We start from the raw sequence: 14,268 nt of genomic DNA, 5'->3' as shown, positions 1-14,268 counted from the left end.
TGCTCTTGTGCGGTTGTCGCCCTCGGGGGCGTCTCCGTCGATCAATGCCTGCCAGCGATCAGTGCCTTCCCGGCAGGGCCCAGCCCAGCAGCGAGCGCTTCCTGGGCGGGCCAGCGCTGGGTGGCGGCTCGTCCAGTGCCTCGACCAGTGCCTTGAGCTGTCGGGTCAGGGGTGACTTGGGGGCGATCTCGCCGAGCGGGCTGCCCACATTGATGCTGTGGCAGGCCTGCTTGAAGTCGTTGGGCAGCGTGCGCAGCACCAGGCCCGGCAGGGCATCGCCGATGGCCTCGAGGTCGATGTCGCTGCGCTTGTCGTAGCGGTTGACCACCACGCTGACCCGCGATGGCAGGAGGCCGAGCTCATGGATCAGGATGTCGCGCAGGCGTTGGGCATCGTGCAGATGCGCCACGCCCTGCTGCAGCACCACCAGCACCTGGTCGGCCCGCTCCAGTACGCAGGCAATGGCACCGTTGATCCAGCGCGGCAGGTCGACGACCACCTCGTCATTGGCCTGGGCGAGCACCTGCAGCAGCTGCTCGACACGGCCTTCCGGCACTTCGCCGAGGCTCAGGTGGTCCCCCGGCGAGGAGGCCAGCAGCCCCACCCCGCTGTCGTGGCGCCGCAGGTAGGCCTCCAGCGCCAGGACATCGAGGCTGTCGGCCGACTCCAGCGCCCGCACCAGGCCATGGTCCGGCACCAGGTTGAAATAGAGCGGCAGGGAGCCGAACTGCACGTCCATGTCCACCAGCACCGTGCGGCGCCCCTTCCTTGCCAGGCGATGGGCCAGGTTGGCCGCCACCAGGCTGGCCCCCGACCCGCCCTTGGCGTTGATCACCGCGGTGGTGCGTGCCACCCGGGCGGCGTCCTGCCGTCGGTCGCGGGCCAGCTCGCGCAGGAACTGCAGGATCTCGCCGTCGTCGATGGGGGGCGTGAAGAAGTCCCGGGCGCCGGCGCGCATGGCCAGGCGAATCAGCTCCACGTCGCCCTTGGGCCCCACCACCAGCAGCGGCGGGCGCTCGTTCGCCGGCCGCTCGCACAGCGCCGTCAGCTCGGCCTCCCAGAGATCGCCGACCAGCAGTATCAGGGCATCGGGCAGGGGCGAGACGCCTTCCAGGGGGTCGACGTTACCGTTGACCATCAGCCGTGAACTCACCTGGATGTCCCCCTGGCTGCACAGCAGCGACTCCAGGGCCTTCAGTTCCTCCCTGGCCCTTCCCGCCAGCAGTATTTCGAGCCGTTTACGCATTGCATCACCTGCTTGTCATCGAAAGTCCTGGTCATCGAAAGTCCTGGTCATCGACCGGCACGATCAGGGCATCGAGCTGCTCGGCGCCTGACCGCCACCGCCGGCCGGCTGACGATAGCCGTGCATGGCCTCTGCCGCCTTGGCGCCATGCAGCGGCGGCACCTCATCGCCGGGCTGATAGGTCTGGACCGCCCTGGTATGGCGCATGCTGTCGCCGAAGGGCGGCAGGTCGGCGCCCGGCCGCGGCGCCATGCAGCCGGCCAGCAAGAGGATGGCGCCCAGTGCCACCAGCAGGCGGATGCCGTTTGCAGGCGCCACCCCCGCTCCAGGGGTCTGACCCCGTGTCCGCGACGTCCCGGGGGTCAGACCCCTCAGGCTGAAACCGATCAGTTGCCAACGATATCCGTGTAAATGAAACATGGTGCGTTCTCCCGAGTGGTTGCAGCGAAGGCGTTGAGCCATCAGAGGTCGTGGCCGAACCGGCCTTCGGTTCCGCCCTCCTGGCGGCCCGACATCAGCTCCAGGTCGAAGCTGGTGGGACGCGGGCGCGGGTTGTCGCGCTCCTCGAGGGACTGGAAGCTGCCCAGCAGGTAGAACTCCAGGTCGTTGGGTGGCACGAAGGAGCCGGTGGGCAGCCGCACCTGTTCCGGCGCGAAGGAGCGCGCCAGCCGCGGGGTGACGAAGATCACCAGCTCGGTCTGCTCCTTGATGAATTCCTGGCTGCGGAACAGCGCCCCCAGCAACGGCAGCTCGCTCAGGCCAGGGAACTTGGAGACGTTCTCGCGCATGCTCTCGTTGAGCATGCCGGCGATGGCGATGGTCTGCCCGGTATTGACCTCCACGGTGGAACTGGCGCTGCGGTTGACCAGTGCCGGAACGAAGAACTGCTCGCTTGCCTGTTCGCCGGCCCCGATGGCTATGCTGTTGGCGCTCACCAGGTCGGAGACCGAGACATCCACCTTGAGGTTGATGGTGCCGGAATCGAGCACCACCGGCAGGAAGCCGAGCCCCACGCCGAACTCCTTGAACTCGATGGTCACGTCGCCATCGCCCTGGGGCACGGGAATGGGGAATTCGCCACCGGCCAGGAACTGGGCCGGCTGGCCGGTCAGGGTGGTGAGGTTGGGCTCGGCGAGGATCTTGGCCACCCCTTCCTGGCTGGCCGCATCCAGCACCAGGTTGAGCAGGTAGTCGCCGCGCTGGAAGCTGGCGAAGATGCCGGTATCCGCGATGGTGGCGGTGGCGGGCGCAAACTCATCGATGACGGGACCGACCGGCGTACCGCCGCCGAACACCGGCAACCGGCCACCCAGGCCATCCCCCCCCTCGAACACGGCATCCGGGAAGCTCGCCCCGCCACTGACGGCGCCGATACGCAGGGAAGAACCGACGTCGAATACATTGAAGTTGGCTTGCAGGCGCTTGACCAGCGAGCGCGACACCTCCGCCACCTTGACGTCGAGCATCACCTGCTGGGCGCCGCCCACCTGCATCAGGTTGAGCACGCCCCCTTCGCCGCCGGCGAAGCGGTTGGCCAGGCGCAGCGCGGTTTCCAGCCGCTCGGCGCTGGAGACCTCGCCGCTGAGCACGATGCCCTCCTGGGCCGAGCGCACCTGGACGTTCTCGCCGGGCAGCAGGTCGTGCAGGTTGCTCTTGAGGGTCTCGAGGTCGTGGGTCACGGTAACGTTGAGGGTACCCTCGACGCTTTCCGAGCGGTCCCAGAGCACCACATTGGTGGTGCCGGTGGACTTGCCCAGCACATAGATCTGGCGGGAGCCCATCACCACGATATCGGCGATCTCGGGGTTGCCCACCGAGACCACCCCGACCGGCCGGGGAAACTGCAGCACCTGCCCCTTGTTGATCGCCACGGCCACCGACACCGCCCGCCCCTCCCGGGGCATGGAGACGCTGCGCTCGTTGGTCTGGGCCGAGAGCTGCGAAGCCCAGCCCGTTGCCATCAACGCCAGCAGTGCCAGTGCCAGCCACTTCAGCCATTCGCCTTGCCTGATCATGTCAACTCTCCCCTGTTGCCTGTTCTTCTTGCTGTGCTTTTTTGCCGTTCTTTTTTCCGATCTTCTTACTGTTCTTGCGGTGATCGATCCCGTTGTAACGATCGATACCGTTCTCATGCTCCCTTACAGTGATAGCTCCGGTAGTGCCTGGCCTGCCACCCTGAACTGCCATTTTTAGTTACGAACGCTTACCGTGCTGCTCTGGGTGCCACGTATCACCTGCACCTGGTGGCGAACCGGTGCCGCACGCCGCGGTGGCGGCGAGGCCGGCTCCTCGGGCTCGTCGACGTTCATTACCGAGCGCTGGGCCACCAGCAGGTCCGATTCGCCCTCCTTCTCCAGGGGGTTGCGCAGGGTGAGCTGCACCTTGCCCTCCTGGGTGGCCTTGACCAGGGACTCGGCCTCCTTGGTCGATACTTCCAGGGTCACGGCACGCACGATCACCGGGCCGTCACGCTCCTGGCTGGCGATCTGGTCCACCGCCAGCACCTTGAGGTTGCGCAGCACCGTCTTCGTCTCGACGTTGTTGCGGCTGCCGTTGCGCTTGGTGGAGAGCACATCGACCCGGTTGCCCGGCAACAGGAAACCGGCCACGCCCACCACATCGTCGACCCGCACGCTCATGGCGCGCTTGCCGGGGTCGAGCAGCGCCGCCAGGGCGCTGCCGCCCATATGCTCCGAGACCCGCCCCTCGAGCACGATCTCGCCGGGATAGATCACCTGGTTGCTGACCCGCCCCACCACGCTCTCGACATCGTTGAAGCTGCTGGGCGGCACCACGTCCTTGGGCATGGTCACCACCTTGAGGTCGGAGGCCTGCACGGTGGTGCCGAAGGGCACCTGCAGGGCCGCCACCACCACCTGGGTGGCATCGGCGAGCGCCTCGTTCTCGCCGCCCTGCTCCTGCATCCAGTTCATGGCCACCCCGGCCGCTCCCAGCGCCATCAGCAGCGAGAGCGCGAACATGGCGAAAATACCCTTGCGTTTCATGGTGCATCCCTCCGGTTGGCGGCGACGTCTCTATTCGATCCACTCGAGGGATCGGAGAAGTCGCCGAAGTAGGTTTGCCAGGCCCAGGCCAGGGTCTCGCGGTCGGGGGCCCCACCGCCCCGGTAGGCGAGCTGGTCTCCAGCGAGGCTCAGCAGGTCGCGGGGGTGGCAGGCGAGCAGCGGCACGCCATGGCGTGCATGCAACTCGTCGATCATGAATTCGGCCAGGGCCGGCTCGAAGGGCAAGCCCTGGGCCTGGCACTGCTGCTGCCAGATGGCCAGGTAGGCATCGCGCGACAGCGCCGAGAAGCGGATCTTGTAGCCGATGCGGCGCAGGAAGGCGGCATCGGCCAGGGTGAGCGGGTCCAGGTTGGTAGAGAACACCAGGGCCACGTCGAAGGGCACGCTGAAGTGGTAGCCGTTGGAGAGCGCCAGGAAGTCGCGGCGCTCCTCCAGCGGCACGATCCAGCGGTTGAAGAGCTCGGTGGGGCTCATGCGCTGGCGCCCCAGGTCGTCGATCACCAGCATGCCGTTGTTGGCCAGCAGCTGGACGGGTGCCTGGTGGATATGGGTGGCCGCGTCGTACTGGATCTCCAGGCGCTCCATGGTCAGCTCGCCGCCGGTGACCACGCAGGGCCGGTGGCAACGCACATAGCGCGGGTCGTGGCCGTCCTCGAGATAGAGCTGCGCGGCGGGCAGCGCCTCGGCCGGGTCGTCCAGCGCCTGGTGCACGGCGGGGTCATAGCAGCGCACGGCCTTTCCGCCCACCAGGATGGCGTGGGGAATGAGCACCTCGCCCTCCAGCAGCCGCACCAGGCGGCGGGCGATATAGCTCTTGCCGGTGCCGGCCTCGCCGTGGATGAACATGGCGCGGCCGGAGTGCAGCCCCGGCCCCAGCTGGTCGAGCAGTGCCGGGTCGATCACCGTATCGGCGAAGGCGGCCGTCACCGTGTCGCGGCGAATGGCCACGTCGCTGAGCGCCTGGGTGCGCACCCGGGCGCTGTATGCCTCCAGGGTGACCGGTGCCTTGCCGCTGTAACCGTCGCGGTTCAACGCCTCAAGCGCCGAGGCGCGGCCGCGGTCGGTCAGGCCGAAGCGCAGCACGCCGCCGCTGCCCTGACCGCGTACCTCGAGGCGCCCCTCGTCGCGCAGGAAGCGGCAGATCTCCTCCACCACGCTGCCGGCCAGGGCGCTGCCGCGGCTCAACTGATGAAGATCCAGCACGCCCTGCTCGAAGAGCTGCTTGACCAGCAGGTCGCCCAGATAGAGCACCGATATCCCGGTCTCCGCCACGCTGCTGGGGCGGGGCGCTCGCCGGGCCGCCGCACGGCTGGCAGTGACGTTGTGGAAGATTGGCGCTTCCTGGTCCATGGGAGACCTCACATTGTGTTACAAACCGTTAACTTGATAGCGAATCAGCTGGCAATTCCCGCTGGTTGCTTCCCGGCTTTCTCTGCCTTCTTCCCTCTTCCTTCTCTTTCAGGCCAGCGGCCATTGCCAGATCATCCAGGCCGTGGTGCCGATGGCGATCGACACCGCAAAGGGAAACTTCCTGCCCATCACCTCGCCCTCTTCGGGGGGGATATAGAGCGGCCGCCCTGTGGTGAACAGGGTGCGGACCATCAGCCCATAGCGGCCCCATGGGGACACCGAACTTCTGTTGAAGAACGCTGATGCCGAGAAAAGCAGCCCGATAATTCCGCCAACTAAAATGCTGACCAGGCCTGCCTGGAAGACGCCCAAGGTGCCGAGAAAGGTGCCTATCGACCCCATCAGCTTTACATCTCCAGCGCCGGTAAAGCCCATCAGGTAACCGGGCATCAGGATCGCTAGCCCCACCAGCAAGCCAGTGATGGCGGCCAGGACACCGCCGGAACCTGCCACGATCACCTGCAGCAGGATTCCCATAGCGGCCCCGGCCATAACAAGGAAATTGGGGATGCGCCGTTGGCGAAAATCCCAGATTGCAGCAATCCAGATTAACGTCAGCACTGGTAGTAGCAGTGATGGTTTATCAATCATTGCCTTACCTCTTGTGCGAAATTCACACCCAACTCTTCGCGGAAATCAGGGCGCCTTACCGGCGCCCTGCCATCTCATACTACTGAAACTTAAAAACCACTCTATCAATCCTAAGTAGTTAGAGCTGTAACAATATTACCAAATGCAGTATTAATAGCACCTTCCAAAGGTACATATGCAAGAACAAAAGCAGCCACAACCAAGGCTACAACCAGCGCCCATTCCACTGTCTCCCCACCTTCTTCATCCTTCCAGAAACGCTCGATCCCATGCATCAGCTTGTTCATGACAGTTCTCCCATGGATTGCGTCATCAAACCCGCGTTGGTTCGTTCAGGAGCGTCGGGGGGTCCGTCCGCTCACGTGATTGAGCATCGCCGTTACAGTGCAGTTACGCTTGGAGTATCTTGCAGGACCCTAGGAGTATCTTGCGTCGCACCATCGATCGGCCGTTGGAGGCCCTTGGCGGCGTTGATTGCCCACCCATGTACAACCCTTGTACATTAGGCCGCGAGAGCCACCGTCGACTTGTGCATTGTTGTCACACTGTGTACGGCCCGGATGGCTACGCTACTTTTCAGAACCCCAAGGCAAGCCCACAAGACAGGCCCCCAGGGATGGGCGGCCAGCCCCTTGGTTCTAAACACCATCGCCTGGCACCATCGCTTGCCCGCATCACACCAAGAGCCCCCATGACCCTGACATCGCGATCCCTCCCCTTCCCGCCGGCCCGGCTGTTACCGAGCCTGGCGCTCCTGCTCTGCCTGGCCCTGAGCCTGCCGCTGGCCGCCCAGGAGCACACCGCCGTGATCGGCGCCCGGGCCAGCCTCGAGCCCTGGTCCGACCCCCTGGAGGCGCTGGGCACCCTGCGCGCCGACGAGAGCGTGACGCTCTCCGCCACCGTCACCGAGATCATCGCCGAGGTGAATTTCCGCGATGGCGAGGTGGTCGAGGCCGGGCAGCTGCTGGTGCGGCTGGAGGATGGCGAGGAGCAGGCCCAGCTGCGGGTCACCCAGGCGCTGCGTGACGAGCGTCGCAACGCCGTCGAACGCCTGACCCAGCTGCAGAGTCGCAACATGGCGCCGCGGGCCGACGTGGAGGACGCCCAGGCCCAGCTGCGCCAGGTGCAGGCCGAGATCCAGGCGCTGGAGGCGCGGCTGGCCAACTATCGGCTGCGCGCGCCCTTCGGCGGCCGGGTGGGCTTTCGCAACGTCAGCAGCGGCGCCCTGGTCACCCCGGGCACCGAGCTGGTGACGCTGGACAAGCTCGACGTAATGAAACTCGACTTCAGCGTGCCGGAGGTCTACTTGGCGCTGCTCGAACCGGGCCTGCGCCTGACCGCCCGCAGCGTGGCCTTCCCCGACGAGACCTTCGAGGGCGAGGTGGCCAGCGTCGGCTCGCGGGTCGATCCGGTCAGCCGCAGCATCGCAGTGCGCGCCGAGCTGGCCAACCCCGAGCTGCGCCTGCGGCCCGGCATGCTGATGGAGGTAGTGCTCCAGCGCAGCCCCCGCGAGGCGGTGGTGGTCCCGGAGTCGGTGCTGCTCCCCAGTGGCGACCGCCAGTTCGTGCTGGTGATCGACGAGGACGACGGCAACCGGCTCGAGCGCCGCGAGGTGCGGGTCGGCGAACGCCGTACCGGCCAGGTGGAGATCCTCGAGGGGCTCGCACCGGGCATGCTGGTGGTGGCCCATGGCGTGCAGCGGGTCCAAGAGGGGGACCGGGTGGAGCTGATCGGCATCGCCGATGACGTGATCTCGATCCGCGAGATCCTCGAGACCAACCGCGACGCGGGAGACGCCTGATGCGCCTGTCCGATATTTCGGTGCAGCGCCCGGTGCTGGCCACGGTGTTGGCGCTGCTGATCATCGCCTTCGGCTTGCTCTCGCTGCAGCGGCTGGCGCTGCAGGAGTACCCCTCCATCGACCCGCCGGTGATCAGCATCGACACCCGCTACCCCGGCGCCTCTGCCAGCGTCGTCGAGACCCGCATCACCCAGGTGCTGGAGGATCGCATCGCCGGGGTCGAGGGCATCGAGGTGATCACCTCCTCCAGCGAGGACGGCCGCTCGCGGATCGACATCGAGTTCGGCCTCGACAAGGACATCGACGCCGCGGCCAACGACATCCGCGACCGCATCTCCGGCTCGCTGCGCAACCTGCCCGACGAGGCCGACCCGCCCGAGGTGCAGAAGGCCGACTCGAGCGAGGAGGTGGTGGTGTGGCTGAGCCTCTCCGGCGCGGGCTACTCCATTCCGGAGCTCACCGACTACGCCAACCGCTTCCTGGTCGACCGCTTCTCGGTACAGCCCGGCGTGGCCCGGGTGCGGGTGGGCGGCGGCAGCGACTACGCCATGCGCATCTGGCTCGACCGCAACGCCCTGGCGGCCCGCCAACTCACCGTGAGTGACGTGGAGAGCACCCTGCGGGCCGAGAACGTCGAGCTGCCCGGGGGTTCCATCGAATCCCGCGACCGCCAGTTCGTCGTGCGCCTGCCCCGTGGCTTCAGCGAGCCCGACGACTTCGCGCGCCTGGCGCTGGCCCGGGGCGGTGACGGCTACCTGGTGCGGCTGGGCGACGTGGCCCGAATCGAGATCGGCTCGGTGGAGGATCGCACCGTGTTCCGCGCCAACGGCACGCCGCTGGTCGGGCTGGGCATGATGAAACAGTCCACCGCCAATGTGCTGGAACTCTCCCGGGGGGTGCAGGCCGAGATGGAACGCCTGCAGGACACCCTGCCCGAGGGCATGGCACTGAACATGAACTTCGACGCCTCGGTGTTCGTCTCCGGCGCCATCCGGCAGGTGGTGCTGACCCTGTTCATCGCCATGGGCCTGGTGGTGGTGGTGATCTTCATGTTCCTCGGCAACGTGCGCACCACCCTGGTGCCGGCGGTGACGGTGCCGATCGCGGTGATCGGCGCCTTCATCCCCCTGGCCGCCCTGGGCTTCTCGATCAACCTGCTGACCCTGCTGGCGCTGGTGCTGGCCATCGGCCTGATCGTCGACGACGCCATCGTGGTGCTCGAGAACATCAACCGGCGCATGCACGACTTCGGCGAGACGCCGCTGGTCGCCGCCTTCCGCGGCACCCGCCAGATCGCCTTCGCGGTGATCGCCACCACCCTGGTGCTGATCGCGGTATTCGTGCCGCTGAGCTTCCTGCAGGGCAACGTGGGCCGGCTGTTCTCGGAGTTCGCCCTGACCATGGCCGCGGCGGTGGCCATCTCCAGCCTGCTGGCACTGACGCTGACGCCGATGATGGCCTCGAAGATCCTCAAGCCGGCGATCTACGACAGTCCCGCCGCCCGCGCCGTACAGTGGCTGCTCGTGCTCTCCCAGCGCCTCTACCGCACCCTGCTGGGCTGGGTGCTCGGGGCGCGCCTGGCGGTGCTGGCGGTGTTCGTGGCGCTGATCGCCGCCACCGCCTGGATGGCCGAGCAGCTGCCCAACGAGTACACGCCCCAGGAGGACCGCGGCAACTTCTTCATCCTGGTCAATGGCCCGGAAGGCGCCACCTTCGACTACATGCTCGACTACATGGACGAGATCGAGGCGCGGCTGATGCCCCTGGTCGAGTCCGGCGACGCCGAGCGGGTGGTGGTGCGCTCGCCGCGCGGCTTCGGCAACATCGAGACCTTCAACGGCGGCTTCGTGATCATGGGCCTGACCGACTGGGGCAGCCGCCGCAGCGCCTGGGAGATCATGGACGAGGTGCGCGGCCGGCTCGCCGACCTGCCCGGCGTGCAGGCCTTCCCGGTGATGCGCTCGGGCTTCGGCCAGCGCACCGAGAAGCCGGTGCAGTTCGTGCTCGGCGGCGGCACCTTCGAGGAGCTCGCCGACTGGCGCGACCGGATGTTCGCGCATATCCGCGAGCACAACCCGCGGCTGATCGGCCTGGAGAGCGACTACCGAGAGACCCAGCCGCAGTTGCGGGTCGACATCGACCACGAGCGCGCCGCGGACCTCGGCGTCACGGTCACCGAGATCGGCCGCACCCTGGAGGTGCTGCTCGGCGGGCGCAACGTCACCCGCTACGTCGACAATGGCGAGGAGTACGACGTCATCGTCGAGGGTGACCGTGCCAGCCAGAACAGCCCACGCGCGCTGGACAACATCCAGGTGCGCTCGACGCGCTCGGGCGAACTGATCCCCCTGGCCAGCCTGGTCCGGCTCACCGACTTCGCCGGCCCCGGCACGCTGAACCGCTTCAACCGCATCCGCGCCATCACCCTGGAGGCCAACCTGGCCGACGGCTATCCGCTGGGCGAGGCGCTCGAGTACCTGGAGCGGACCGCCGCCGAGATCCTGCCGCCGGAGGCCTACACCGACGTGGCCGGCCCCTCGCGGGACTACCGCGAGGCCAGCGGCGCCACCACCTTCCTGCTGCTCCTCGGCGCCCTGGTGGTGTTCCTGGTGCTGGCCGCCCAGTTCGAGAGCTTCGTGCATCCCTTCGTGATCATGCTCACCGTGCCCCTGGCCATGAGCGGCGCCCTGCTGGGGCTGCTGGTCACCGGCCAGTCGCTCAACATCTACAGCCAGGTGGGGCTGGTGATGCTGATCGGCCTGGCGACCAAGAATGGCATCCTGATCGTGGAGTTCGCCAACCAGCTGCGCGACCAGGGCCTGGCCTTTCGCGACGCCCTGGTCGACGCCGCGGTGACGCGCCTGCGGCCGATCCTGATGACCGCGGTGACCACCATGGCCGGCGCCATCCCGCTGATCGTCTCCGGTGGGGCCGGTTCCGAGGCGCGCATGGTGATCGGCACCGTGATCATCGCCGGGGTGGCTGCCGCCACCTGCTTCACCCTGTTCGTGGTACCGGTGGCCTACGACCTGCTGGCCCGCCGTACCGGCTCCCCCGGGGCCGTGAAGCGCCGCCTGGAGTCGGAGATAGGTGACGGCCCAGCGGGGCACTAGGCGTTGCCCGAAAACTGCCTGCGCTCGCCGAGTTTTCGGACAAAGCCCAGGCGTCAGGAAACGACGCAGGCCACCCTTCGGTGGCCTGCGTCGTGGCGGTATAAGGTCCGGGATCAGCAGTCGCCGATGCGCTCCCCGTCGATGGCGGTATGCATCTCCAGCTCGCCCATGGGCGACTCGGTCAGGATATCCACGCCGCCCTCGACCCGCTCGCCGAGGAACGCCATGCGACCGTCGATGTTCGCCTCGCCCCCCTCGGCGCGGCACACCATACGGTAGTCGACGCCATCGGCGGAGACGTTGTGCTCGAGCAGCTCGCAGCCCTCCTCCTCCTCGATGAGCTGGAATTCCTCGTCATCCAGGTCGCCCTGGACGATGCACTCCTGATGGGTCTCGGTCTGGTCGGGAATCGGCATGTCGCCCTTCACCGAGGTGGTACTGGTGAACTGCCACTGCCCCGGCACGATGTTGGGGGTATCGGCCACGGCGGCCAGCGGCAGGGCCAACACGGCGGCGGCCAGCAGGGAACGAAACGGCATGGGGTGTCTCCCGATCGGTGAATGGTATGCCTCTCCTTCGGCATGCCGGTCAGCTTACCCCAATCGGCGACCCTGCCCAATTGCCGACGCGAGCCCATCGCCTGGCGCCTCGGCATCCGCCAGGCAAGCGATGGTCAGGGCCACCACCACGACCGGCAGGCCGGTGGAGGCAGAAGCCGACTGAGGCCACATCACTCGTCTTTCGGGCCGATCCAGACGAAGGGGTTATGGGCCACCTCCCACAGGTAGCCGTCCGGGTCGGCGAAGTACCCCGAGTAGCCGCCCCAGAAGACCTTCCCGGCCGGCTTGACCAGCGTCGCCCCGGCGGCCACCGCCTCGGCCATCAGCGCATCGACCTCCGCCTCGGTGCCGAGGTTGTGGGCCAGGCTGAAACCGGCGAAGCCAGAGCCCTCGGCCGGCACCCCCGCGTCTTCCGCCAGTGACTCGCGGCCGAACAGCGCGAGCCAGGTGCCGTTGAGGGTGAAGAAGGCGACCTCCGGCGGCGACTCCATGCGCGGCCACCCCAACCCCTCTTCATAGAATCGGATGGAGCGCGCCAGGTCGCTGACCCCGAGGGTGATCATGCTGATTCTGGGTTTCATCGGGTGCCTCCCGAGCCACGGGTTTACCGCAGTTTAGCAGCCTGTCGGACTTGACCGATCGTCGCGAGAAATACGGATTTCGAGTCAAGTTTATCGATCTGATGAGGCGAATAGTGAGCTATTTAACGAATCAGATCGAATGAAATTGGCCGAAAGACCGGGTTTCGCAGTAGATCAGCGTTAAGTCCGACAGGCTGCTAAGTACGAGCCACGGCCCGGGGTTACCCGCTATCTGCCAATGGTTCGATCAGCCCGGGCCCTGATGACGGCGATGCCGCTCCTGTGAGCGGCATCGGCATGGTCGCCTGTGGAGCAGTGGCGTCAGAAGGAGATGTCGAATTCGAGCGCTCAGGACGCCTCGGCATGCAGCTTGAACCCTAGGGCATTCATTACCTTCATGATCGTCGCGAAGCTGGGGTTACCGTCGGCGGAAAGTGCCTTGTACAGCCCCTCGCGAGTCAGCCCTGTATCGCGGGCCAACTGCGCCATGCCGCGAGCGCGGGCGATATCCCCAAGGGCGGCCGCGACGAGCGCTGGGTCGTTTTCCTCAAGACAGGCTTCCAGGTACAGGGCCATGTCCTCTTCGGTACCCAGATGATCGACGACATCCCATTTACGTAGTGTGCTCATGGAACCTCCTTTAGATCGCGAGCAAGTTGCTTCGCAATCTCTATATCTTTGGCCTGGCTACTTTTGTCGCCACCAGCCAAGAGAATCACCAGCTCGAATCCTCGCTGCACGAAATACACCCGATACTCCGGCCCGTAGTGAATTCGAAACTCTGAGACGCCTTCTCCGACCGGCTCATAATCGCCGAAATTGCCCAACTCGACCCGGCGGATCCTGGCCAGGATCTTGGCCTTGGCTCGCTGATGTCGCAGCTTGGCAAACCAGGCAGCATAGGTTTCTGTTTCGCTGACGATCTTCATGACAACAAGTGTCAACCACAGTTCACATCAAAAGCAAGCCGTTCTATGCCAGTGCCGATCCCATCAACTACTTCCCGCCTCGTCTACCTCACCCGCCCCGCACGATAGTGCGGCATGGAGCCTAGCGGATCCCCACGAATATCTCGACGATAGCAGCACGTTCGCCGAACAAGCCGCCGAGGCCGCCCCTGCTGGGTCAGACCCCGGCGGCGCAGGCGGTCCTGCACCTGCGCATCAGCCCCTACGTCCAGGTTGGCACCGGTGTTGCGGCGATCGGCCGCTGTGACCGGTGGGTCCGCTGACGAAGCCCCAGTAGTTCAGCATCGCATCCGCCGAACACAACCAGAAATAGCCGCTCATGGCGAGTGGAAACCAGACAAGCGACATGGGGAACGGCTGAATACCGACGCTACGACGAGCCCGCTCGACCGGAAATTGAATAATCTTGGCCATAGTAATGACCTCCGTGCTTCAACTGGTGACCCAGGAGCCTGTCGAGCCTGGCCGCGGGTTTCGGCCGGTCAAGCTACAGGCTCCTGATGCTGGCGTTGTCAATTACACCTCCCTCTTCTTTATAAGGGCATCATGAACCAAGGATGCTTCCTCCTGCGCAGTTTTCCCTACCCTACCGTCGGCGCCACCCTGGAGGGTTCCCGCCATGCCAGAATGAAATACTCGGTCTTTCCACCTGCCATCGGAATAGCAATATTTTGAAACACAACATTACAATACAGACTACACGAAACTGACAGAAATTGCGTAATCGCGGAGGGGGAAAGTGCCGATGCGGCATCGGTAGCGTTCTCAGGGCGACAGACTGGAGGCGCCCTATCATCGCCCCGCGCTCGAAGCGATATTCGAATTCCGCGATAACGGCCAAGGGATTATAGAGCGACAATTACTCTGGCCGGTGGACGACAACTATTCTGACCGGTTGCCCTAAGCTTGACTGCTTGTCCCGACCCACCAGGGAGCCGGTATGGCGGTCACCAGCCAACAGGTCACGCTCTAC

Annotated in this window: 14 protein-coding genes; 2 read left to right on the top strand and 12 right to left on the bottom strand. The window is 65.8% G+C overall.

The features are described from left to right. Positions 1-58 precede the first annotated feature (58 nt). From MKP05_RS18805 to MKP05_RS18775, 7 genes are all read right to left on the bottom strand, one after another. Positions 59-1,246 carry a CpaE/TadZ family protein gene (locus MKP05_RS18805; RefSeq protein ID WP_240569677.1) on the bottom strand — a complete coding sequence of 396 codons (1,188 nt, stop codon included), beginning with the start codon at positions 1,244-1,246 and terminating at the stop codon, positions 59-61. A gap of 63 nt (positions 1,247-1,309) precedes the next feature. Continuing rightward, positions 1,310-1,564 carry a hypothetical protein gene (locus MKP05_RS18800; protein WP_240569675.1) on the bottom strand — a complete coding sequence of 85 codons (255 nt, stop codon included), beginning with the start codon at positions 1,562-1,564 and terminating at the stop codon, positions 1,310-1,312. Positions 1,565-1,707: 143 nt separating this feature from the next. Then, entirely contained in the window at positions 1,708-3,261 is a 1,554-nt protein-coding gene (locus MKP05_RS18795; RefSeq protein WP_240569673.1) for a type II and III secretion system protein family protein, read from the bottom strand. A 174-nt stretch (positions 3,262-3,435) separates the two neighbouring features. Further along, complete coding sequence (gene cpaB, locus MKP05_RS18790) at positions 3,436-4,251, bottom strand: Flp pilus assembly protein CpaB (RefSeq protein WP_240569672.1); 816 nt, start codon at positions 4,249-4,251, stop codon at positions 3,436-3,438. After that, positions 4,248-5,621: a DUF8689 domain-containing protein gene (locus MKP05_RS18785; protein ID WP_240569671.1), complete on the bottom strand. Its 1,374-nt coding sequence runs from the start codon at positions 5,619-5,621 to the stop codon at positions 4,248-4,250. The genes cpaB and MKP05_RS18785 overlap by 4 nt, the downstream gene beginning before the upstream one ends. Before the next feature lie 108 nt (positions 5,622-5,729). Further along, positions 5,730-6,272 (bottom strand): A24 family peptidase, encoded by a 543-nt coding sequence (locus MKP05_RS18780; RefSeq protein ID WP_240569670.1) that lies wholly within the window; start codon positions 6,270-6,272, stop codon positions 5,730-5,732. Between the two features lie 110 nt (positions 6,273-6,382). Continuing rightward, on the bottom strand, positions 6,383-6,559 hold the full coding sequence (locus MKP05_RS18775; RefSeq protein ID WP_240569669.1) for a Flp family type IVb pilin: 177 nt from the start codon (positions 6,557-6,559) through the stop codon (positions 6,383-6,385). Positions 6,560-6,963: 404 nt separating this feature from the next. Here MKP05_RS18775 and MKP05_RS18770 point away from each other — a divergent pair, with 404 nt between their 5' ends. Then, positions 6,964-8,073, top strand: a complete 1,110-nt coding sequence (locus MKP05_RS18770) for an efflux RND transporter periplasmic adaptor subunit (protein ID WP_240569668.1) — start codon at positions 6,964-6,966, stop codon at positions 8,071-8,073. Further along, positions 8,073-11,186, top strand: a complete 3,114-nt coding sequence (locus MKP05_RS18765; protein WP_240569667.1) for an efflux RND transporter permease subunit — start codon at positions 8,073-8,075, stop codon at positions 11,184-11,186. The genes MKP05_RS18770 and MKP05_RS18765 overlap by 1 nt, the downstream gene beginning before the upstream one ends. A gap of 113 nt (positions 11,187-11,299) precedes the next feature. Here MKP05_RS18765 and MKP05_RS18760 read toward each other — a convergent pair whose 3' ends face one another. From MKP05_RS18760 to MKP05_RS18740, 5 genes are all read right to left on the bottom strand, one after another. Continuing rightward, a complete protein-coding gene (locus MKP05_RS18760) occupies positions 11,300-11,725 on the bottom strand; it encodes a DUF3617 domain-containing protein (protein WP_240569666.1) in 426 nt (141 codons plus the stop codon). 191 nt (positions 11,726-11,916) lie between these two features. Beyond that, positions 11,917-12,327 (bottom strand): VOC family protein, encoded by a 411-nt coding sequence (locus tag MKP05_RS18755; RefSeq protein WP_240569665.1) that lies wholly within the window; start codon positions 12,325-12,327, stop codon positions 11,917-11,919. Positions 12,328-12,675: 348 nt separating this feature from the next. After that, positions 12,676-12,957 carry an addiction module antidote protein gene (locus MKP05_RS18750; protein ID WP_240569664.1) on the bottom strand — a complete coding sequence of 94 codons (282 nt, stop codon included), beginning with the start codon at positions 12,955-12,957 and terminating at the stop codon, positions 12,676-12,678. Continuing rightward, entirely contained in the window at positions 12,954-13,256 is a 303-nt protein-coding gene (locus MKP05_RS18745) for a type II toxin-antitoxin system RelE/ParE family toxin (protein ID WP_240569663.1), read from the bottom strand. The genes MKP05_RS18750 and MKP05_RS18745 overlap by 4 nt, the downstream gene beginning before the upstream one ends. Before the next feature lie 234 nt (positions 13,257-13,490). After that, on the bottom strand, positions 13,491-13,709 hold the full coding sequence (locus MKP05_RS18740; protein ID WP_240569662.1) for a hypothetical protein: 219 nt from the start codon (positions 13,707-13,709) through the stop codon (positions 13,491-13,493). Positions 13,710-14,268: the final 559 nt, after the last annotated feature.

Source organism: Halomonas flagellata (genome assembly GCF_022487945.1).
Taxonomy (GTDB): domain Bacteria; phylum Pseudomonadota; class Gammaproteobacteria; order Pseudomonadales; family Halomonadaceae; genus Halomonas; species Halomonas flagellata.
Note: the sequence above shows the minus strand (reverse complement) of the source record. Positions and strands in the feature narration are given on the sequence as shown.

Bases quoted from the DNA above. Each gene is read 5' to 3' on its own strand.
- MKP05_RS18765 (WP_240569667.1), top strand. From the start codon at position 8,073: ATGCGCCTGTCCGATATTTCGGTGCAGCGCCCGGTGCTGGCCACGGTG.
- MKP05_RS18740 (WP_240569662.1), bottom strand. From the start codon at position 13,709: ATGGCCAAGATTATTCAATTTCCGGTCGAGCGGGCTCGTCGTAGCGTC.
- cpaB (WP_240569672.1), bottom strand. From the start codon at position 4,251: ATGAAACGCAAGGGTATTTTCGCCATGTTCGCGCTCTCGCTGCTGATG.
- MKP05_RS18785 (WP_240569671.1), bottom strand. From the start codon at position 5,621: ATGGACCAGGAAGCGCCAATCTTCCACAACGTCACTGCCAGCCGTGCG.
- MKP05_RS18805 (WP_240569677.1), bottom strand. From the start codon at position 1,246: ATGCGTAAACGGCTCGAAATACTGCTGGCGGGAAGGGCCAGGGAGGAA.
- MKP05_RS18755 (WP_240569665.1), bottom strand. From the start codon at position 12,327: ATGAAACCCAGAATCAGCATGATCACCCTCGGGGTCAGCGACCTGGCG.
- MKP05_RS18750 (WP_240569664.1), bottom strand. From the start codon at position 12,957: ATGAGCACACTACGTAAATGGGATGTCGTCGATCATCTGGGTACCGAA.
- MKP05_RS18780 (WP_240569670.1), bottom strand. From the start codon at position 6,272: ATGATTGATAAACCATCACTGCTACTACCAGTGCTGACGTTAATCTGG.
- MKP05_RS18745 (WP_240569663.1), bottom strand. From the start codon at position 13,256: ATGAAGATCGTCAGCGAAACAGAAACCTATGCTGCCTGGTTTGCCAAG.
- MKP05_RS18770 (WP_240569668.1), top strand. From the start codon at position 6,964: ATGACCCTGACATCGCGATCCCTCCCCTTCCCGCCGGCCCGGCTGTTA.
- MKP05_RS18795 (WP_240569673.1), bottom strand. From the start codon at position 3,261: ATGATCAGGCAAGGCGAATGGCTGAAGTGGCTGGCACTGGCACTGCTG.
- MKP05_RS18775 (WP_240569669.1), bottom strand. From the start codon at position 6,559: ATGAACAAGCTGATGCATGGGATCGAGCGTTTCTGGAAGGATGAAGAA.
- MKP05_RS18760 (WP_240569666.1), bottom strand. From the start codon at position 11,725: ATGCCGTTTCGTTCCCTGCTGGCCGCCGCCGTGTTGGCCCTGCCGCTG.